The organism is Rhodoplanes sp. Z2-YC6860 (assembly GCF_001579845.1).
Classification (GTDB): Bacteria; Pseudomonadota; Alphaproteobacteria; order Rhizobiales; family Xanthobacteraceae; genus Z2-YC6860.
The window spans coordinates 7,923,223-7,942,295 of sequence record NZ_CP007440.1; the positions used below are offsets into that span (position 1 = coordinate 7,923,223).

The 19,073-nt window shown below is 63.7% G+C and carries 20 protein-coding genes; 4 read left to right on the forward strand and 16 right to left on the reverse strand.

Annotated elements, in window-relative coordinates:
- Window positions 1-39 precede the first annotated feature (39 nt).
- From RHPLAN_RS36845 to RHPLAN_RS36860, 4 genes are read left to right on the forward strand one after another with little or no spacing between them, the layout of a single operon-like run.
- The gene (locus RHPLAN_RS36845) at window positions 40-561 is read left to right on the forward strand and encodes a TRAP transporter small permease (protein WP_068029650.1); all 522 of its coding nucleotides are present in this window, start codon (window positions 40-42) and stop codon (window positions 559-561) included.
- Window positions 558-1,838 (forward strand): TRAP transporter large permease, encoded by a 1,281-nt coding sequence (locus tag RHPLAN_RS36850; protein ID WP_068029652.1) that lies wholly within the window; start codon window positions 558-560, stop codon window positions 1,836-1,838. The genes RHPLAN_RS36845 and RHPLAN_RS36850 overlap by 4 nt, the downstream gene beginning before the upstream one ends.
- Before the next feature lie 28 nt (window positions 1,839-1,866).
- Window positions 1,867-2,877, forward strand: coding sequence for a TRAP transporter substrate-binding protein (locus RHPLAN_RS36855; RefSeq protein WP_068029655.1), 1,011 nt, complete (start codon window positions 1,867-1,869; stop codon window positions 2,875-2,877).
- A gap of 52 nt (window positions 2,878-2,929) precedes the next feature.
- The gene (locus RHPLAN_RS36860; protein WP_068029658.1) at window positions 2,930-3,988 is read left to right on the forward strand and encodes an LLM class flavin-dependent oxidoreductase; all 1,059 of its coding nucleotides are present in this window, start codon (window positions 2,930-2,932) and stop codon (window positions 3,986-3,988) included.
- Between the two features lie 104 nt (window positions 3,989-4,092).
- On the opposite strand, the gene RHPLAN_RS36865 is transcribed toward RHPLAN_RS36860, so the two are convergent.
- From RHPLAN_RS36865 to leuC, 16 genes are all read right to left on the reverse strand, one after another.
- On the reverse strand, window positions 4,093-4,287 hold the full coding sequence (locus RHPLAN_RS36865) for a hypothetical protein (protein ID WP_157100721.1): 195 nt from the start codon (window positions 4,285-4,287) through the stop codon (window positions 4,093-4,095).
- Window positions 4,288-4,310: 23 nt separating this feature from the next.
- On the reverse strand, window positions 4,311-5,072 hold the full coding sequence (locus RHPLAN_RS36870) for a hypothetical protein (RefSeq protein ID WP_237179996.1): 762 nt from the start codon (window positions 5,070-5,072) through the stop codon (window positions 4,311-4,313).
- A gap of 12 nt (window positions 5,073-5,084) precedes the next feature.
- Complete coding sequence (locus tag RHPLAN_RS36875; protein WP_237179997.1) at window positions 5,085-6,104, reverse strand: YncE family protein; 1,020 nt, start codon at window positions 6,102-6,104, stop codon at window positions 5,085-5,087.
- A gap of 20 nt (window positions 6,105-6,124) precedes the next feature.
- A complete protein-coding gene (locus RHPLAN_RS36880) occupies window positions 6,125-6,460 on the reverse strand; it encodes a hypothetical protein (RefSeq protein ID WP_157100722.1) in 336 nt (111 codons plus the stop codon).
- Between the two features lie 36 nt (window positions 6,461-6,496).
- Window positions 6,497-7,903, reverse strand: a complete 1,407-nt coding sequence (chrA, locus tag RHPLAN_RS36885; protein ID WP_068029666.1) for a chromate efflux transporter — start codon at window positions 7,901-7,903, stop codon at window positions 6,497-6,499.
- A gap of 137 nt (window positions 7,904-8,040) precedes the next feature.
- A complete protein-coding gene (locus RHPLAN_RS36890) occupies window positions 8,041-8,637 on the reverse strand; it encodes a superoxide dismutase (protein ID WP_068032443.1) in 597 nt (198 codons plus the stop codon).
- Between the two features lie 325 nt (window positions 8,638-8,962).
- Entirely contained in the window at window positions 8,963-9,358 is a 396-nt protein-coding gene (locus RHPLAN_RS36895; RefSeq protein WP_157100723.1) for a hypothetical protein, read from the reverse strand.
- A gap of 65 nt (window positions 9,359-9,423) precedes the next feature.
- Complete coding sequence (locus RHPLAN_RS36900; RefSeq protein ID WP_068029673.1) at window positions 9,424-10,317, reverse strand: DUF1259 domain-containing protein; 894 nt, start codon at window positions 10,315-10,317, stop codon at window positions 9,424-9,426.
- A gap of 86 nt (window positions 10,318-10,403) precedes the next feature.
- Window positions 10,404-11,198 carry a chromate resistance protein ChrB domain-containing protein gene (locus RHPLAN_RS36905; RefSeq protein WP_084246304.1) on the reverse strand — a complete coding sequence of 265 codons (795 nt, stop codon included), beginning with the start codon at window positions 11,196-11,198 and terminating at the stop codon, window positions 10,404-10,406.
- Window positions 11,199-11,334: 136 nt separating this feature from the next.
- Entirely contained in the window at window positions 11,335-12,372 is a 1,038-nt protein-coding gene (locus tag RHPLAN_RS36910) for a Cj0069 family protein (RefSeq protein WP_068032448.1), read from the reverse strand.
- Between the two features lie 10 nt (window positions 12,373-12,382).
- Window positions 12,383-13,807 carry an MATE family efflux transporter gene (locus RHPLAN_RS36915; protein WP_068029676.1) on the reverse strand — a complete coding sequence of 475 codons (1,425 nt, stop codon included), beginning with the start codon at window positions 13,805-13,807 and terminating at the stop codon, window positions 12,383-12,385.
- Between the two features lie 137 nt (window positions 13,808-13,944).
- The gene (locus RHPLAN_RS36920; RefSeq protein WP_068029681.1) at window positions 13,945-14,709 is read right to left on the reverse strand and encodes a maleate cis-trans isomerase family protein; all 765 of its coding nucleotides are present in this window, start codon (window positions 14,707-14,709) and stop codon (window positions 13,945-13,947) included.
- 2 nt (window positions 14,710-14,711) lie between these two features.
- Window positions 14,712-15,698, reverse strand: a complete 987-nt coding sequence (locus tag RHPLAN_RS36925) for a Bug family tripartite tricarboxylate transporter substrate binding protein (RefSeq protein ID WP_198164642.1) — start codon at window positions 15,696-15,698, stop codon at window positions 14,712-14,714.
- Between the two features lie 59 nt (window positions 15,699-15,757).
- Window positions 15,758-16,957 carry an FAD-dependent oxidoreductase gene (locus RHPLAN_RS36930; RefSeq protein ID WP_068029688.1) on the reverse strand — a complete coding sequence of 400 codons (1,200 nt, stop codon included), beginning with the start codon at window positions 16,955-16,957 and terminating at the stop codon, window positions 15,758-15,760.
- Window positions 16,954-17,574 (reverse strand): 3-isopropylmalate dehydratase small subunit, encoded by a 621-nt coding sequence (gene leuD, locus RHPLAN_RS36935; protein ID WP_068029693.1) that lies wholly within the window; start codon window positions 17,572-17,574, stop codon window positions 16,954-16,956. Before leuD ends, RHPLAN_RS36930 begins: the two co-directional genes overlap by 4 nt.
- Window positions 17,575-17,581: 7 nt before the next feature.
- Window positions 17,582-18,994, reverse strand: a complete 1,413-nt coding sequence (leuC, locus tag RHPLAN_RS36940) for a 3-isopropylmalate dehydratase large subunit (protein WP_068029697.1) — start codon at window positions 18,992-18,994, stop codon at window positions 17,582-17,584.
- Between the last annotated feature and the right edge of the window lie 79 nt (window positions 18,995-19,073).

A 19,073-nucleotide genomic window follows, 5' to 3' on the forward strand; every position in this document is an offset into this window, starting at 1 on the left:
TATCCCCGTAACGAACAGAACGGTCCGGGGGGAATTTGTTTGATTGACAAGGCGTTCGACCGCATTGCGCGCGCGATCGAGCTGGTGCTCGCCTGCGCTTTCATTCTCGCGGTCCTGCTCAACTTCACCAATGTGGTCGGCCGCTATCTGTTCGGCCTGTCCCTGCTCGGATCGGATGAAGTGCAGGTGTTCATCATGGTCGGCGCCACATTCCTCGGCGCCGCCGTGGTGACGTGGCGCGATCAACACCTGCGCATGGACGTGCTGCTGCAATTCATGCCCGCGCCGGTGCGCCTGATGCTGCGCATCGCCGAGCAATTGCTGCTGATCGCCATCGCGGGGTTCGTGATCAGCCAGTCGTATTTCTACGCATCGCAGATGCTCCTAATCGGCCGCACCAGCGACATGGCGGGCGTGCCGATGTGGATCCCGCATGGCGCCGTGGCGCTGGGCTTTGCCCTCATTCTCATCATCACGGCCTGGCGGCTGACCGGCATTGTCCGGCGGTCGCCCAATGCTGCACCCGACAAGACGGCACCCGAAGGGCCCGCCAACCCATGACATTTGCGCTTGCCGTCGTGCCGGTCGTGCTTCTGCTGCTCGGCTTTCCGATCTTCCTGGTGCTGCTGACAGCGGTGACAACCGCGCTCGTGTTCTTCATGCATGTGCCGCTCGTGGTGGTGCATCAGAACCTGTTCGCCTCCGTCAATGCGACGCCGCTGCTGGCGGTGCCGTTCTTCATTTATGCCGGCGAGCTGATGGGCCGCGGCAGCGTGGCGCAGCGGCTCGTCGACTTCGTTCAGGGCGGCGTCGGTTCGGTGCGCGGCAGCCTCGGCGTGACCGCCGTCGGCACCTCGGCGATCTTCGGCGCGATCTCCGGCGCGAGCGCCGCGACCGTCGCCACCATCGGCAAGGTGATGGTGCCGGCGATGAAGCGCGCCGGCTATCCGGAGACGTTCACGGCCGGATTGATCACCGCGGTCGGCGCCATCGACGTGATCATCCCGCCGAGCATTCCGATGATCGTCTATGGCGCAGCGGCCGAGGAATCCGTGGCGCGGCTTTATGCCGCCGGCGTGGTTCCCGGCCTGCTGATCGCCGGCATGCTGGCTGCTTACGTCATGTGGCGCGCCAAGCGAGGCGGCTTCGGCGCCGGAGAACCGTTCGACATGAAGCGGTTCCTGCACGCCGCCGGCCGCAGCGTCTGGGCGCTCGGCGCGCCCGTCATCATCCTTGGCGGCATCTATGGCGGCGTGTTTTCGCCGACCGAGGCAGCGGCCGTGGCCTGCGTCTACGCGGCGCTGGTGACGGCTTTCATATTCCGTGAGCTTGGCTGGCGCGACATCGTCGGCGCTGCGGCAGCGACCGTCATGTTCACGGGACAGATCCTGATCATCGTCGCTTGCGCCGGCGTGTTCGCCTGGCTGCTGACCGTCAATCAGGTGCCGGCCACGATCACGGCGTGGCTGCAATCGTTCAACGTCTCCTGGTGGGTATTGCTGCTCGCCATCAACGTGCTGCTGCTGGCCGTCGGCTGCTTTCTCGACCCGCTGTCGGCGATCCTGCTGCTCAGCCCATTGCTGGTGCCGATGATCAAGTCGGTCGGTATCGACACTGTGCACTTCGGCATCGTGGTCACCGTCAATCTCGCCATCGGCCTGTTTCACCCGCCGTTCGGCATCAACATCTTCGTTGCCCAGACGGTGCTGGGGCTGAAACTAGAGACGATTTATCGCGGGATCATCCCGTTCGTGATCATCTATCTTATCGCGCTCGCGCTCATCACCTACATTCCCGACATCTCGCTGATCGGCGTTCGCTATCTGATGCCCAGATGACAAGACATAAGGTGGGAGGATCAAACCAATGCAGACATTTCTGAAGGCGCTGGCTGCGGCCGGCATCGTCGCAAGCGGCGTTCTCGCCGCAGCACCGGCGAATGCCCAGCAATTCACGATGAAGCTGTCATTGCCGACCGTCAACGACGTCACGCACGAATACTTCAAGCGCATGAAGGCCGGCATCGAGCAGCGCGCCGGCGGCAAGATCAAGGTCGACATCTATCCGGCCAACCAGCTCGGCCAGCTTCCGGCGGTGGTCGAAGGCGTCGCGCTTGGCACCATCGAAGCCGCGTCTTCGGCGAACGGCTTCTGGGTCAGCCTCGAGCCGCGCTTCCAGGTGCTCGACGCGCCTGGAATGTTCGACACACTGGAGCAGGGCTTCAAGGTGCTGAACGATCCGGCGATCCGCGCGAGGCTTGCGACCTGGGGCGCCGACAAGGGTGTCGAGGTGCTGGCGCCAAGCCTCTACAGCCAGTTGATGCTGCTCAGTCACAAGGCCGTGCGCAGCGCCGCCGACCTGCATGGTCAAAAGATCCGGACCCAGGGCGGCGCACCGATTCAAGTCGAGCCGCTGAAGAAGCTCGGCGTCATACCGGTGTCGCTGCCGCTCGGCGAAGCGCTGCCGGCGATGCAGAACAAGACTATCGACGGCATGGTTGGCGCCGCGGCTCCCTACGTCGCGTTCAAATACTACGACATCGCCAAGCCGATGACCTATCTGCCCTCGACGATGTTCGCGGCGCCCGTCGTCGCCAATCGCGCCTGGCTGAAGTCGCTCGGGCCGGATCTCGAGAAGATCGTGCGAGAGGAATCCCGCAAGGCCGAGGAGGTGTTCGGCGAGTGGGACCTCAACGACATCAAGTCCAAGGAAGACATCTGGAAGAAGAACGGCGGCGAGGTCATCACCATGTCGCCGGAGGAATCCAAGCGCTACGTCGACACGGTGTCGCCGGTGGCGGCGTCGATCCTCGCGGCCAATCCGAAGGTCAAGGAAGACTACGAGGCGCTGCTCGCCACGGCCAAGAAGTACAAATAGCGGAAGCTGCGCCCGGCCGGCGGCTCCGCGCCGGCCGGCTGGGAGGCATGCCATGAAATTCGGGCTGTTCTATCTGCCGACCTATCTGCCGGACGTGCGCGACGTGCAGACGCACTATCGCGGCGTCATCGAGCAGGTCGAGTTCGCCGACCAGATCGGCATCGACTACGCCTGGATCGTCGAGCACCATTTCGTCCGCCACGGCGGGCTGTTCCCGTCGAATTACGCGTTCCTGTCCTATCTCGCGGCGCGGACCAAGCGCATCCGGCTCGGCACGGGCGCGACCGTGCTGCCGCTCAACGATCCGGTCCGCGTCGCCGAACAGGCGGCGACGCTCGATCAGCTCTCGCAAGGCCGGTTCGACTTCGGCGTCGGCCGCGGCTTCATCCGCGACGAGTTCGACGCCTTCGGCGTCGACATGAAGGACAGCCGCGAGCGCGTCGAGGAAGGCGTCGAGCTCGTCAAGCAGGCCTGGACCCATCCCACGATCGAGTTCAAGAGCAAATTCCGGCCGCCGATGTCGGGCCTGCCGCTCTTGCCGCCGGTCTACCAGAAGCCGCATCCGCCGATCTGGGTGGCGTGCCTGATGTCTCCCGAAAGCTTCGAATGGACCGCCGAGCAAGGCCATAACCTGCTCTACGTCGCCTATCACGTCGATCATCCGATCGCGGTCGAACGCATCGGCTGGTATCGCGATGCGCTCAAGAAAAGCGGCCGGCGGATCGAAGACCATGAAATCTGCTGTGTGTATCACGCGCACTTTCTGGATAACGATGATGACGCGAAGCTCCAGAAGATGGTGCACAAGCCGATGAGCGAATATGCCGCTGCCGGGATCGAGGCCGCGCGCAAGCCGCCCGATCCAACGGCCTACAAGGGCTATGAACGGCGCGAGGCCGGCCAACGCGAATTGGGCTTCGACACGTATTACCCGGGCCGAGTCGTCATGGGCGGGCCGCAGCAGGCCGTCGAGCGCATCAAAGTGCTGCGCGACGCCGGCATCACCCAGATCGGGCTCCTGGTCGACTTCGGCTCGCTGTCGCAGGAGGAGATCATGCGCTCGCTCCGGGTGTTCGCCGACAAGGTGTTGCCGCAGGTGCGCGACCTCTAAATCCTTCCGGGATCGCCAGAAAAACGTGCGGCTGGCCGGGGAAAACCCGAACCAGCCGCGATTTCCTCGCACATCAAACGCTTCCGGGCGTTGCGAGCGGGCCTTCACAGCAGCACAAATATACGCCCACTGCTTGTGATCGGCGCGAGCATCATCCATGCGATCTGCAATCGTTTCATGACAGAAATACTGTCGTTTGGTTGCACGGATCGCGCCGGCGGACCGGCGTGGCAGCGCGTTGATGCGCGCATTTCGACGCGCCAGGCGAGCTGCTGCAATTCATCAGCGCTGAAAGACAACGGGGCGACCTCTTCGGCTGTCGTCAAGGCTGATGGTGTTGATGAAGGCTGGAGGCTGAAAATCCAAACGTGAGACCGGCCCGAAGTTCATCCGCATGGCCGGTGTTGCTCACGGAATGCTTCAACGCCACGTCGAACGATAAATTGTCGCGCACCTGCCAAATCGCGCCGACGAGCCCCGCTGTCGTGCGCGTCCGGCCGAAGGCCTCTTCATAAGAGATTTCGGCGACGGGCCGCACGGTCCATTTCGCGGGGCCTTCCAGGATCACGCTCGTGAACGTCCCCGCACGCTGGTCCCGTGTCCAGAGAGCCTCGGCATTGAAGTGAACCGTGCCCCAATCCCATCGCTGCGAAACGATCAGAGCGGCGCTGGCGCCCGTGCCGCCCGGCCCCATTGTGTCCGGCAGGAGAACGCCGAACTCGGTGGCGATGCTGGGCCCGGACTGATCCTGGAGTGTGCCCTGCCGCACCACGTGCTTCAGAAATGCGCCGGACTCGGTGAGGACCGACCGGCCCGAAGGCGCGAGCGGCGTTTCGAGCTGGCCTTCCAGCACGAGCTCCCAATCCTTGATGAAACCGTAGTTGTAAACGAATGCGGGCGCGATCAGCGTCTTCTGCCCAGGGCTGTGTGCCACGCCCGCGGGCTGCAACTCGACTTCCACTTCGTGGAGATCGGCGACCGCAGCGTCGGTGCCATCGAATGGCCGGTAGGCCCATGCGGCAGGCGGTGCACCCGCAACAAGAGCGGCACCCATCATCGTCAAGCCGATCCGACGCAACACCATGCGATACTGACCTTATGGCGAAGGCGCGAACACCCAGAGAGTTGCAGGCTCCCGGCCGTGCGCCCGTGCCGCCACGACCAGACGGTCCAGCGACGGCACGAACAGACCGGTCCGCGCGCCCTCGCTGGTCGATACGCGCCCGAGACGCTGTAGCGGTCCGTTGGCGTCGAACATATCGACGAAGCCCTCGCCGCATACGACATATAGGCGCTGTCGCTTGGCATCGAAGAACACATCGTCGGCATCGCCGCAGACCGCAACATCCGCGAGCGTCTTGCCATCGTCCATAGCATACGCAACAAGCCGTGCGGGCTTGCGAAACACGGTGAACAGGCGCGGTTGCGCCGGATCGAGCGCCATCGGAAAATTCGCGGCGCGCGTCAGTTGCCATTGCGCCAGCAGTTTTCCGCTGGAGCGCTCCAGCACCGCGATGGCGTGGGCGTCAGGGAGATTCACGAAGATGCGGTTGCGTGCCGCATCGATCTGGAAGCTCTCCGGATGCGCTTTCAAGGGATAGGTGGCGACCGTTTTGCGCGTGACGGGATCGATTGCTGCCAGCGCGCCGCTGCCATAACCAACGACCAGACGCTTGTCCGTGGCATCAAACCGGATGTTGTCGGCATCGGAGCCGAGCGCGATCTGTTGAGCGGCGGCAAAGTCATTGCCGCGATACAGATGGACGACGCCGTCGCCGGCATTGGCCACATAAAGCGTCTGCTCACTGTCGAGAAAGGCAACGTCCTGCGGCTCGGACAGGCCCGTGATGCGGTGGACCACCGCACGTTTCTCCAGTGAGACCACGCCAACGGTGTTGTTGCCAAGCTCGGCGATGAAGAGCCGGCCGCTCTTGGCGTCGAAGGCGAGATGGTCGATGCGACCCGCGACATTTCCAAGTGGAATCTTCGCTTCAAGCTGCAACGGCGCGCGCTCCTCTGCGAAGGTGGTTGTTGCACACGCCACCAATGCAGACGCGAGACCGAAGATGACAGCCATGATTCTCGGTGTCGTCGTCACCTGCCTTGCACGATCCATCGGAGACCTCCGCAACGGGATCAGTTCTGCTTCAGATACTGCAGCACCGCGGGACTATCGCGTTTGACCGAGTCCTGATCGCTTTTTTCGAACGGGCACAACGCCGCCCATTGGATGGCTTCGGCGTCCTTGCCCTCCTTGGCTTTCTGCTTTGCCGTCCTGACCAGTGCCGCGGCGCTGTCGCTGCCACGGCTTTCGCCGTTTGGCATGATTGTCAGCCGCTGGAAATCTTCCGGCGCACTCGTGTCCGTTTCGCATTCCTTGACGGCGGAGAGGCCGTCGGCGAACGCCGGGCGCGACGCGAGAAAAACACTGAGAAACCCCACAGCAAGCACGCCCGTCATCTTCTGAATCATCATCTGCTCTCTATGCAGTTCATTTCGTTCTTAACGTCAGCCGGCATAGCCCGTGACCGCGTAGAACACCAAACCCAGAGCCGAACAGGCTCCCAACACCGCGATCATATTGATCTTGAAGCGGAAGACCGCAACGAGTGCTCCCATGGTCAGCACCAGCGATGGAATGTTGACCGATTTGAGCACCGGGATTTCGAGACTGAATCCCACCCAGCGGGCCTCGATCAATTCTGCGAACAGAACATGCAGCGCAAACCAGACCGCAAGATTGAGCACGACACCGACCACCGCCGCCGTGATGGTGGCGAGCGCTGCGCTGAGCGCCTTGTTGCTGCGCAGGGCTTCGACATAGGGCGCGCCGACGAAAATCCAGAGGAAGCACGGCGTGAAGGTGACCCAGATCGCGAGGATACCGCCAAGCGTTCCCGCCATCAGCGGTGACAGCGAGCCGGGGTCCCGAAAGGCGCCCATGAAGCCCACGAACTGCAACACCATGATCAGCGGGCCCGGCGTCGTCTCGGCCATGCCGAGGCCGTCCAGCATTTCACCCGGACGGAGCCAGCCGAGTGTCTGCACCGCCTCCTGCGCCACGTAGGCCAGAACCGCATAAGCGCCGCCGAACGTGACCACCGCCATCTTTGAGAAGAACACCGAAATCTGGCTGAAGACATTTCCGGTGCCAAGCGAGGCATTCAAGATCAAGACCGGCACGATCCAGAGCGCAAGCAGCGTACCGCCGATCTTGAGCGACCAGGATATGGGCGGACGCGCATGGTCCGGAATGTCCTCGCCCAGCGCACTCTCGGCGTCCGTCACGCCACGATCGGCCGATTTGTGACCGCCGCCGCCCTGGAAAGCCGGGTGACCCGCGCGGCCGCCGATGTAGCCGATAATCGCCGCAGCCAGGATGATGACGGGGAATGGAACGCCCAAGAAGAAAATCGCGACGAAGGCAGCAGCGGCGAGCCCAACCATGATGTTGTTCTTCAGCGAGCGCTTGCCGATGCGCACGACGGCCTCAAGCACGATCGCCAGCACCGCGGCTTTGAGGCCGAAGAACAGCGCCTGCACGACGCCAACTTTTCCGTAGAGGGCGTAGATCCAGCTCAACGCCATGATGCAGATGAAGCCCGGCACAACGAACAGAATGCCCGCGACGAGACCGCCTTTGGTTTTGTGAAGCAGCCAGCCGATGTAAATCGCAAGCTGCTGAGCCTCAGGACCCGGCAACAGCATGCAGTAGTTCAGCGCGTGCAAGAACCGGGTTTCGCCGATCCACTTTTTCTCTTCCACCAGGATGCGGTGCATGACGGCGATCTGCCCGGCCGGACCGCCGAAGCTCAGCGCCGCGACTTTGGCCCATACCAGCACGGCCTCACGGAATGTGATGCCGTGAGCCGGCATGTCTTGGGTCCGTGCTCTTATATCTGCCGCCGTTGTCATAGACGATTTCTCTCGAAGTTCTGGGCGCGGGCGATCCCCGGGTGGGCAACAGCGCCCACCCGGGCCAGCGCTACTCGATTGAGTTACACGCCGCTCCGTGGATCGTGCCGCGCTGATCCTGAGCGAGTTTCATCGCATCAAGCCGATTTTCTGTATTGGTCGTAGAGCTTGGCGGCATTCTCCCAGTGGATCGCCTCCATGAAGATGTCGACGTATTTCGCCGCCGCTGCGCCGTAGTCCATGTGATAGGCGTGCTCGTACATATCGAGCACAAGCACCGGCCTGCCTCCCGCGATCGTCGTCGTGTGATCGGCAGCCCACTGATTCACGAGGCGCTTGTCGCGGGGCGAATAAGCGAGGATCACCCAACCCGAACCGCCGCCTTCCGCTTTACCCATGGCGGAGAACTCCGCGCGCCAACGTTCCATGCTGCCGAAATCCTTGGCGATTGCATCGGCAAGAGGCCCTTTGGGAAGGGCGCCACCGCCAAGTCCGTCGAAATAGATCTCGTGCAGGATCATCGAGTTTGTCGCGATCAACTCCTCGCGCTTCAGGCCGTTGATTTGGAAAACGGGAGCCTTGGCGAAGTCGAGCTCCGCGAGTTGCGTGCCGATCGCATTCAGGCGCTTCACGGCGCCCACATAGTTATTTTCGTAATGACTGGTGATGACCTTCTCCGAAATTCCGTTGATGGATTTGGGGTCGAGCGAGAGCGGCTTCGGCTGGTACTGCATCGGCTTGGCTCCGGTGGGTGCGGCGGTTTGTGCGACCGCTGGCGTCGCTGCCAGCGCGCTTGCTGCGACAAATCCAGCGCCTTGAATAAAGCGGCGACGTTCAGTTTCCATCTTCATGCTCTTTCAGTCCTTTGGTTTGCCCCCAAACACAGTTTCGTCACGGCGACGCCGTGACCTTCAAACTCGGTTGCGCATGCGATCGCGTCCGTGACGAAGCGGCCGTCACGCCTTGCGCGACAAGTGACAGACGCCCTGCCGCGCATGCGCGGCGTGATGCCGTAAATTGGAACGTTCTCTGGACTCACCCTCACCGATTCAGCAGTCGTCACGGATGCTTCCCCTTCGCAGTCTGATTTGCCGTGGCCGGCTTCGCCAGCTCACCCTCCAGAATCGAACCCTCGAAACCTTCACGCCTGAATTCGACCTTGGCGCCCGCGATCCAGACCTCGTAACAGCCGCCGGATTCGGTGCCGAGGTCGATGCAGAGCTGATCTTTCTCGACATGCCACTTTCCCGATCTCCGCTTACCCATGGACAGGCTCGCGAGGCTGCCGTCGCGCCCATAGGAGTCACGCCAATGCACGCCGTCGCTCATGTCCATGCCAACGAAGCGCCCTCGAATCTGCGCGCCGGAAAGCTTCCGGAACGTTTCGGCAGCGGCCGGCGCGAAGAGCAGGCCAACCAGGAACACAGCTGCCGCAACTCTCAACGCGACGACCACAGTTTGTCTCCCATTGCGGACACACAGCGGCGAACCACCCCAGCCCGCCGCTGCGCACACACGTCTCAGTTCGTCTTGCTGGCCGTCTTGTCGATCGCCGCACGCAATCCTTTGGCGAGCTTGATCGCGTCGTCGTTCGCCCAGAAGTGCATGAAGATGATCCGCGGCTGCTCGGTCAGCATGTGACTGTGGATCGCCGTCACCTCGATGCCGTTGCTGCGCAACGCCTTCACCACCGGATTGACCTCCTCGCCCGTGAGCACAAAGTCGCCGGTGATCGCGGCCTTGCCGCCGCCGGTCGGCTGGAAGCCCATCGCGGAGTTCACACCCATGGGGCCGGTCGGCGTCAACGCCATGCCGTTCTCGGTGATGGGATCGCGACGCGGGACGCCAAGCTGATACACGCCGCCATTGGCCTGGCCTTTTGCGCCGATGATCTGGTCGATCTGCGCGGTGTCGAGGTCGATCGCAGGCTGCTGCGCGGGTGGCGCGGCCACCGTCATCGGCGTCTTGCTTTCAGCGATGCCCTCGCGGATCGCATTGGCAAGCTTCACGGGATCGCCGTGACCTCCGACATGCATGTAGAAGGTCGCGGGGTTCGCCCGCAGCAGGTGATTGTGCACGGCGGTGATCTCGAGCCCGTTGGCGATCATCTTCGCCATGACCGGATTGATCTCGGTCTCAAGCAACACGAGATCGCCCATCACCATCGCCTGGCCGTGCATGGGCTTGAACACCACCCAGCCGCCGAGCGCCAGTCCGGGTTTGATCGTGACGCCATCGAGAGTGACGTTCAGATCCGTGCGCGGAAAAGGATAGCGATGGGTATCTCCGACGACCGCAGCCTTGCGGCCGAGCGCTCCGTCGACCGCATTCCAATCAACGTCCTGCGCGGCCGCCGCCGTTGCGCCGGCGGCAAGAAGGCCAGCGGCAGTTATGAATGGGATCATGCACTTCATACAGCTTCTCCTTATGGGCTGACGCCCGGCTCGTTGCCCCCGAACCTGGTTCAAGTGGATGGACGCTCCTTCGGCGCTGTGGGAATTCATGAGCGCGCCTTCAGTTGCATCCGGCACCACGTGTAGAGCGCGTCGTAGATCACGAGGCCATGACGCAGCATGGCGTGGTCGTCGGGAAAATTCGCCGAGAGGCCATACGAAACAGCGAGCAGCCCTTCGCATTGCGGAGCAAGCTTCGGCATCGACGTGTCCGCGCCCCGCACAATGGTTGCGAGCGTATCGAGCGCGTCGTCGTGGATGTCATAGAGGCGGATGATGGCGTCGAAGGAGCATTGATCGCCGACATGGCCGAACGTCGCGTCCGGGATGTCGTAAGGCGTGCCGCCGAGCTTCTCCGCGGTCGCGGCCACTTCAGACGCCGGCACGTAGACGAATCTGGCTTCTGGATCGACGAAGCGGCTCACCAGCCAGGGACAGGCGATGCGGTCGATCTTCGGATGCTCCCGCGTGACCCAGATCGATTCTTCGGGTCCACGCTTGAGCCGGGTCGGCCGCTTCTGCTCACGCCACGCCGCGATCCCGCCTGCGAGATAGTTTGCATCGAAACCTTTGGCGCGCAGCGCCGCGGCGGCGCCCTGGCTGACCTCATGGCCATGGACGCAGTAGGTCACGATCGCCTTGGCGGACGGAAGCGCCGGGGCCCACTCTTCAATCGCATCGGGCGCACGCCGCATGGCGCCGACGATGCGCGTCATATCCTCGTCAAAGGCCTTGGCCCGCCGGACATCGATCAGCAGCGGCGCGTTCTGCGTGCCGAGCCGGCCGTACAGATCATCGGGAGTGGTGGCGTGGGGAGTGACGGAGTGGATCTGATCGTCCATGCGCAATCGCCTCGACAAGTCGAGTGTTGCGCAGAGCTTGGACGTGAGAGACCGTCTAGAGGGGAGTCTGCGTTTCCCCATTGTCTAAGCTAGTCCCTCGGCTGCGCGATCGCAACCGGGAAACCGGTTCATCCTTTTACATGTGTTTGCGAAGCGACGAAGACAGGCATGCCAACGTCCGCTGCGCGATCGCGCGCGGCGCGGTATCCGGAAACGGAAAGACCGAGCTCACATTGATCTCGCAGAGGACATAGGTGTCGTCTCCGGCGGTGTCGCGCGGCCCGAGCATGAAATCCGCGTCCCAGATCGCCGGCAGCTCGTGCCGCGGGATATCCAGCAAAGAGATCAGCTCCGGCGTCCACTGCTCTTCCATCAACCGGCGCAGGCGTTGGAAACGGTGGTCGGTTTCGGAGGTGTAGAGTCGCGGTCCGGCTGCGGCGCGTTCGGCCGGTCCCTCGACCAGGGCTTTGACTTTCTGGTGACCGAAGCCGGCGCAGCGGTCGCCGGCCATGTAGCAACGCACCATGCCTTCGCTCAAACGCGACTGGAATTGCTGATCGATCACACAACCGTCTTCGAAATAGTCGGCACACCGTGCGAGAAACTCGTCCAGCGTCAACTCCTCCGGCGTGTCTTTGGTGGCATCCAGGACACGGACCATTCGACCCGCCAGCATCTCGACCTTCCAGACGCCCTGGCCGCCGTTGCCACGATTGCGTTTGATCACGCGCGGACCGGCGGCGAGCCGCACCGGCAATTCGAGGCGCATCGCCTCGGCCGTTCGGTAGAGGGCCGTATCGCAGCCCCAGCTCATCGTGCTGGTGCGGCAGAGCACCTCCTTGGTGCCCATTTTCAGAATGACATCGGGATGGGCACTCACCCAGACACCGCGCGCGGCAACCTCGCGCAGCAGCGCGTCGAGTCTGGCGCGGTTTCGCCCCTCATGAATCGGATTGACCCAGGCCAGTACGCCGTCGAGCGTCAGGAGTTGCGCGCGCACGGCGTCCCGAACATCGTCCTCATAGACCACCGGTTCGGCGTCGATGCCGGCCTCGGCCAAGGCCGCGAACGCATCTTTGAGGCGGCTGTTCTGTGGCGTCGTCGTCGCGCGCATGTCCGCGTCGCCGCGCGACAGGACGCCCACTCGCAAAGTTGCATTGTGGTTTGTGTTCATGATGCAAACCTCAAGAAGCGGAGGCGCCGGAGCGGTCCGGCGGCTCAACACGGAAAACTGTCCAAACGAGCAGAATGGCGTAGAGCGCAAAGCCTGCGGCCACGGCCGAGAAGAATCCCGGAATGCCGAGGCCCAGCCAATGCACGACAGCGAGTCCCGCGCCCGCACTCACGATCAAGCGCACCGCATTGGCGCTCATGGCCGCAGCACCCCGACCGAGACCCTGGCTGACAAAGAAGAGGCCAAACCCGAGACCGAAACAGACATAGACTGGCCCGACAACACGCAGATAGAGCGCGCCGATCCGTTCGACTTCGGCATTGTCGCTGAACAGCCCTAACCACAAGCTCGGTTGCAGCGCGACGATGAGCCCGAGCGTGCCGCACACCACCGCAATCGTCGCCGTCCCCGTCCATGCGATGCGGCGCGCGCGGTCATATTGGCGAGCGCCCCAGTTCGTCCCGACCATGGCGACGATGGCGGTCCCGAAGCCGAACGCAATGGGCTGCATGATGTATTCAAGCCGCGCCCCCATGGCATAGCCAATCGCAGCCTCCGGTCCAAACTGACCGGCGATGCCCGTCAACAGCACAACGGACAAATTCGTAATGGCCGTGTTGATCAGACCAGGCACGCCGACCTTGAGGATGTCGGCGAACATTTCCCATCGCGGCACGCGGCCGCGGAAGCTCAGCCGCACGATCGAGCGGGACGAGCGCAGATAAGCCAGCATGATGAGGCTGCCCACCGCGAAGGGAATGACCAGTCCCCAACCGGCGCCGGCTGGGCCAAGCGCAGGAATCGGACCCCACCCGAAGATCAGCGCAGGCGACATCGCAATGTGCGCCACCACGCAGCCGACCAGAACACCGGCGTGGAGGCTCATATTCCCGGTGCCGCGCACGGCGTTACCGAGAAGGTTGAGTACGGTGATGCAGACGGCTCCGCCGAGCGCGACATTGGCATACGAGAGCGCGTCCGTGAGCATCATGCCGCGTCCGCCCATCCACCCGAAAATGAACGGCGCTGCAACCAACATTATCGTCGAGAAAATCGCGCCCAGCGCAAGCGCGAGCAGAAATGCGTGAAAAACCAGATCGTCGGCGCGTTCGCGTTTGTTGGCGCCGAGTGCCCGCGCCACGGCCGACGACACGCCTGCGCCCATGCCGCTGTTGGTGGTTTGCAGAACGAGCATGATCCAGGGAAACGCGAGCGATGCGCCCGCAAGCGCGTCCGTCCCGATCCGGCCAAGGAAAAAGCCGTCGAACGTGATCACGCCAACGAAAGCGAGGAAATTCAGCACGTTGGGCGCCGCGAGGCGCAGCAGTGTTGCGAAGACCGGCCCTTCGAGCAGGAACTTGGTGCGCGCCGCGGGAGATTGCGGGCCAGGCTTCGCTGCCTCAGGCGAGGCAATGGACTGAGCTTGCAGAGTCATCAAACGCCTCCCATCCCTCGGCGGGATCGGAGCAGCGCTTGGACAAAGCGTCTTGGGAAAGCCGGGCGGCTGCAAATGAATGCCCGACGCTTTGGAAGATGTCCCGGCTATGCGGGGATGTCAATCTGCTTTCGGACTCACTGCCGCTCGTTGAGACGCGCGACCCAGCCCTCGCCCGCGAGCCACGGCTCGAGCGCCGCGCGGCTCGGCGCCTTCCCGTCGACCGCTTCGACCGCACGCCACGCAAGGCACAAGTTGCAGGACATCACCGGCGGCCCGCCCCAGCCGATCGCATCAGCAATCGGCCGCAAGGTCGGCATCCCGGTGCCGAGCATGATGATCGCATCGAGCGGCTTGTCCTTGAGGGTCTGCAGCGCCTCCGAGGCATTCGAGCCGCCGAGGCTGTAGATCGGATGGAACGTGCTGCTCTCGTTGAATACCAGCGCCACGCCGCCGACGTCGAAGCCATGGCTCTGCCAATAGGCGACGCTCGCCTTGTTGAGATCGTCAGGATAAGGCGACACCAGCCCCAGCCGCTTCGCTTTCAACACTGTCAGTGCATCGACCACCGCCAGCGCCGCCGTGATGAACGGATGCTTGTGGCGCTCCGCGATATCGCGCACCACCGCGGCCTCGCGCTCGCGGCCGGCGAGATACGACGCGCCGGTGCACGCCGCCGCCACCGCGCCGACCGGCGCGTTGGCGAACTGCTTCAGCGAGGCGCCGTAGTTGTCGAAATAATCCACCAGCCGCGCCGAGATCGAAGGCTTGTCGCTCATCAGCCGCGCGTTGATCATCGCAACGCCGCGCGGCCAGAGGATGTTGAACTCCGGCTCGACCGTGGTGTTGGCCTGCGGCGTCAGCATGCCGACCAGGCCGCGTGAGGCGTATTCGAGCGACATGATCAATCCGGCGCCTTCGCGCCTGACTCCTTCACCACCTGACCGAGCCGCACCATGTCACGCTTGACCATCGCGCCAAGTTCCTCGGGCGTGCTGGGCGTCACGAGAGCGGCCTGCGGCAGCAGCGTGTCCTGCACGTCTTTGCTCTGCAGCGCCTTGACGAATTCGGCGTTGAGCTTCTGCACGATCGGCGCGGGCGTGCCGGCCGGCGCGAACAGCCCGAACCATTGCTGCATCTGCACGTCAGGATAACCGGCCTCCGGCATGGTCGGCACGTCGGGGATGCGCGGATGGCGTTTCGTGCCCGCGATGGCTAGCATGCGGAGATGGCCGGCTTCGACCTGCGGGCCGGTCGAGAGATAAGCCGCGAACAGCATGTCGACCCGTCCCGCAACCGTATCGGTCACGGCCGGCGCGATGCCGCGATAGGGCACGTGCAGCAGTTTGATCTGGGCGTGCTTGGCCAGCAGCACGCCGAGCAGATGTCCGCCGGTGCCGATGCCCTGCGAGCCGTAGCTCAGCCCTTCGGGCTTGCTCTTGGCATAGGCGACAAGCTCGGCGACCGACTTCGCCGGGCTCGCGGTCGGAACAACGAGGATATTGTTGAAGGCGATCAGCGCTGTGATCGGCTGGAAATCCTTGACCGGATCGAACTTCAGATCGCTGTAGAGCGTCGGATTGATGGCGTGCGTGCCGGTGTGACCGGTCATCAGCAGGTAGCCGTCAGGCGCCGCGTTCTTGATCGCCATCGCGGCGACGTTGCCGGCCGCGCCGGGACGATTCTCGATGATGATCGGCTGCTTCAGGCTTTCCGACACCTTGTTGGCCACGAGCCGCACCACGATGTCGGTGCTGCCTCCCGGCGGGAACGGCACCAGGATCGTGATCGGCCGCGACGGATAATCGTCGGCGCGCGCGACCCCGCCCAACACGGCGCCAAGCGCCACGACCGCGAACATAAGAACGGACCGCGAAGACTTCCAGTTCATCGTCTTAGTCCTCGTTCGAACACACCGCCCAGCACTTGCATATTCAAAGCTTGCATATCTCATACCGTGGCCGCGGCGCGGCGCAGCCCATCAATCATCGACGATTTCATCAGATAAGCCTTGAGCTTCACAGGATCGTCGATCATCCGCTGCATATCTTCCAGCATGGCGCGCCGCCGCGCCGGATCGCGCTCCTGCATCCGCGTGCGGTTGCGATGCGCCTGCTGAATGATCTCCTCTTCGGCGATCGGCCTTCGCTGGCGCTCGTAGCGATCGAGCAGACTGTCATCGGCGCCGTCCTGAAGCACGGCGATCAGCTTTTCGGTGAGGCTGAAAGCGTCATGGATGCCGCCGTTCATGCCCATGCCGCCCGACGGGCTGTTGAGATGCGCGGCGTCGCCCGCAAGCAGCACACGGCCTTTGCGATAGGTCGACGCGAGCCGCTTGTGGATGCGGTAGGGCCGCGTTTCCAGCACCTCGATGCGGCCGGCATCGGGAATGATGTCATGCAGCAGCGACTGCTGCGCATCATCCTCCAGCGCCTGCTCGGGGGTCTGGCCATCGCGGGCATAGAGGCTGACGCGCCAGACGCCCGGCAGCCGCAGCAGGCTGAAGGTGCCGTCGGGCTTCCAGCAGTACGAAACGTTGGACAGCCCTTCGAGCTTCTCGTGGAACGGATAAAGCGTGGTCGCGAGGATGGTGGTCTCGGGATAGATATCGCCGGACAGATCGACGTCGATGGCGCGGCGCACCGCGCTGCGCGCACCGTCGGCGCCGACGACGTAGTCTGCGCTGAACCGCTGCTCGCCATCGGGCGACGATGCCGTCACCGTGACCGCATCGGACGATTGGTCGAGCGCGGCGACGGCTGTATTGAAGCGGATTTCAACGCTCGGAAGCTTGCGCACCGCATCGAGCACGAAGTGACAATACTTCGACTGCTCGCACTGCAGCCGGTAGGGATGATCGCTCTCGTCTTTCAGCACCGACAGATCGAACACCGCGCGGTCACCGGACGGATGCAGCCTGATCTGCCAGGTCGGACACAGCAGACCTGCCTCCATCATCCGCGCCGTGACGCCGTACGGCGCCATCATGTCGAGCGTCGGCGGATGGAACGTCGAGGCGCGAAGCTCCTCGGAGATCGCGTCCTGCGCCTCCAGCACCACCACCGGAATGCCCTTGCTGCCGAGCAGCAACGCCGCGGTGAGGCCGACGGGGCCTGCGCCGGCAATCAGAACCTTGGTTTTCTTGTTCATGCGCTGGTGTTGGGCACAGCCCAGGGCCGTTTGCCTCGATCGCTTGACTTGAATGACGCGATGCGGTCGCGGAAGCTTTCCGTCAGCGCGATGTCATCCCAGCCGTTGAGCAGGCGCATCCGTCGCACCGGGTCGATGGTGAAGCCATAGGTCTTGTTGCCGCAGACGATGGTCTGCTGTTCGAGGTCGACCGTCACCGGCAACTCCGGCGTGCGGGCGAGCGTCTCCATGATCTCGGCGGCTTCGTCGTCGGTGACGATCGCGGTCACCAGACCGTTCTGCACCGCGTTGCCGGAGAAAATGTCGCCGAACGACGGCGCGATCACGCAGCGCACGCCGTAATCGTAGAGCGCGTAGACCGCGGCCTCGCGCGAGGAGCCGCAGCCGAAGTTGCGCGCGCCGACCACGACCTTGGCGTTGCGCCAGGCCGGCTTGTTGATGGGAAAGTCCGGCTTCTCGTTGCCGTCGGCGTCGAAGCGCAAGTCCTGGAACAGCACCTTGCCGATGCCCATGGCGCGCGTCCATTTCAGGTAGCGCGCCGGCAAAATCTGATCGGTGTTGAGGTTCGGCTGGTTGATCGGACAGGCCGTACCGGTGAGCTTTGAGAACTTGTCCATCGCAGCCTCACACCTTCCGGCCGGTCAGCATCGGCCGCACATCGGCGAGATGGCCTGTTACAGCCGCCGCCGCCACCATCGCGGGCGACATCAGATGCGTGCGCGCGCCCGGGCCCTGGCGGCCGCGAAAATTGCGATTGGTCGTCGACGCGCAACGCTCGCCCGGCGCCACGAGGTCGCCGTTGATGCCGACGCACATCGAGCAGCCGGACTCGCCCCATTCGAGACCGGCATCGCGGAAGATGCGATCGAGCCCCTCCTGCTCGGCCTGCTGCTTGATCAGCGTCGAGCCCGCCGAGACCAGCCCCGGCACCTTGCTGGTGCGGCCCGAAAGCACGGCCGCCGCGGCACGCAGGTCCTCGATGCGGGAATTGGTGCACGAGCCGATGAACACGCGATCCACCGCAATGTCGGTCAGCTTCTTGCCTGGTGAGATGCCCATGTATTCCAGCGCGCCGCGCAGATACTTGGCGCGCGCCTCATCGGCCTCGCGCGCCGGATCGGGAACGCTGGCGTCGATCGGCAGCGCGTCCTCGGGACTGGTTCCCCAGGTCACGATCGGCGCGATGGCCTTCGCGTCGAGCGTGACGTCCTTGTCGAATCTGGCGCCCGCGTCCGTCGTCATCGCCGACCACTCTTCGGCGGCCTTGTCGAAGTCCGTGCCCTTGGGGGCATAGGGCCGGCCTTTCAGATACGCAAACGTGGTTTCGTCCGGCGCGACAATCCCGCAGCGTGCACCCGCTTCGATCGACATGTTGCAGAGCGTGAGCCGGCCTTCGATCGACAGCGCGCGGATCGCAGAGCCGGCGAACTCCAGCGCACCGCCAGTGGCGCCATCCGTCCCGATATGCGCGATGATTGCGAGCACGATGTCCTTGCCAGAAATCCCCGGCGCCGCCTCACCGTCGACCGTGACGCGCATCAGCTTCGGCTTCTTCTGCCAGATGGTCTGCGTCATCAGCACATGGGCCACCTCGGAGGCGCCGATGCCGAACGCATAGGCGCCGAGCGCGCCATGGGTCGAGGTGTGGCTGTCGCCGCAGACGATCAGCAGACCGGGCAAGGTCAGGCCCTGCTCCGGACCGACCACATGCACGATGCCCTGCCGTGGGTCGCCGAGCCCGAACAGCTTGACGTTGTGCTTCGCGGTGTTCTCCTCGACCTGGCGCACCATGCGGGCGATCTCAGGATTGGCGATGTCGGTGCGCGAGCCGCGGGTCGGCACGTAGTGGTCGGCGACGCCAAACGTGAGCCCCGGCTCCGCCACCGGCACGCCCCGCTCGGCGAGCTTTCCAAAAGCGTGAAACGAGCCTTCGTGTACGTAGTGCCGGTCGACCCAGAGCAGCGACTCGCCGTCTTCGCGCCGCACGATTTCGTGGGCGGCCCAGAGCTTGTCGACCAGGGTTCGAGGTTGGCTCATTCTGCGACGGCTGCCGGCTTTTCGTTGTTCCATGTCATTTTGTATGATAAGTAATACCATGTAAAGCAGCCGGGATCGC

What these genes read in the sequence shown, in the direction of transcription:
- leuC (WP_068029697.1), bottom strand. Translation starts at nt 18,994, where the DNA reads ATGAGCCAACCTCGAACCCTGGTCGACAAGCTCTGGGCCGCCCACGAA.
- RHPLAN_RS36880 (WP_157100722.1), bottom strand. Translation starts at nt 6,460, where the DNA reads ATGATTCAGAAGATGACGGGCGTGCTTGCTGTGGGGTTTCTCAGTGTT.
- RHPLAN_RS36920 (WP_068029681.1), bottom strand. Translation starts at nt 14,709, where the DNA reads ATGTCGCTCGAATACGCCTCACGCGGCCTGGTCGGCATGCTGACGCCG.
- RHPLAN_RS36875 (WP_237179997.1), bottom strand. Translation starts at nt 6,104, where the DNA reads ATGGATCGTGCAAGGCAGGTGACGACGACACCGAGAATCATGGCTGTC.
- RHPLAN_RS36915 (WP_068029676.1), bottom strand. Translation starts at nt 13,807, where the DNA reads ATGACTCTGCAAGCTCAGTCCATTGCCTCGCCTGAGGCAGCGAAGCCT.
- RHPLAN_RS36910 (WP_068032448.1), bottom strand. Translation starts at nt 12,372, where the DNA reads ATGAACACAAACCACAATGCAACTTTGCGAGTGGGCGTCCTGTCGCGC.
- RHPLAN_RS36870 (WP_237179996.1), bottom strand. Translation starts at nt 5,072, where the DNA reads ATGGTGTTGCGTCGGATCGGCTTGACGATGATGGGTGCCGCTCTTGTT.
- RHPLAN_RS36860 (WP_068029658.1), top strand. Translation starts at nt 2,930, where the DNA reads ATGAAATTCGGGCTGTTCTATCTGCCGACCTATCTGCCGGACGTGCGC.
- chrA (WP_068029666.1), bottom strand. Translation starts at nt 7,903, where the DNA reads ATGACAACGGCGGCAGATATAAGAGCACGGACCCAAGACATGCCGGCT.
- RHPLAN_RS36930 (WP_068029688.1), bottom strand. Translation starts at nt 16,957, where the DNA reads ATGAACAAGAAAACCAAGGTTCTGATTGCCGGCGCAGGCCCCGTCGGC.
- RHPLAN_RS36890 (WP_068032443.1), bottom strand. Translation starts at nt 8,637, where the DNA reads ATGCAGTACCAGCCGAAGCCGCTCTCGCTCGACCCCAAATCCATCAAC.
- RHPLAN_RS36900 (WP_068029673.1), bottom strand. Translation starts at nt 10,317, where the DNA reads ATGAAGTGCATGATCCCATTCATAACTGCCGCTGGCCTTCTTGCCGCC.
- leuD (WP_068029693.1), bottom strand. Translation starts at nt 17,574, where the DNA reads ATGGACAAGTTCTCAAAGCTCACCGGTACGGCCTGTCCGATCAACCAG.
- RHPLAN_RS36855 (WP_068029655.1), top strand. Translation starts at nt 1,867, where the DNA reads ATGCAGACATTTCTGAAGGCGCTGGCTGCGGCCGGCATCGTCGCAAGC.
- RHPLAN_RS36850 (WP_068029652.1), top strand. Translation starts at nt 558, where the DNA reads ATGACATTTGCGCTTGCCGTCGTGCCGGTCGTGCTTCTGCTGCTCGGC.
- RHPLAN_RS36925 (WP_198164642.1), bottom strand. Translation starts at nt 15,698, where the DNA reads ATGAACTGGAAGTCTTCGCGGTCCGTTCTTATGTTCGCGGTCGTGGCG.
- RHPLAN_RS36905 (WP_084246304.1), bottom strand. Translation starts at nt 11,198, where the DNA reads ATGGACGATCAGATCCACTCCGTCACTCCCCACGCCACCACTCCCGAT.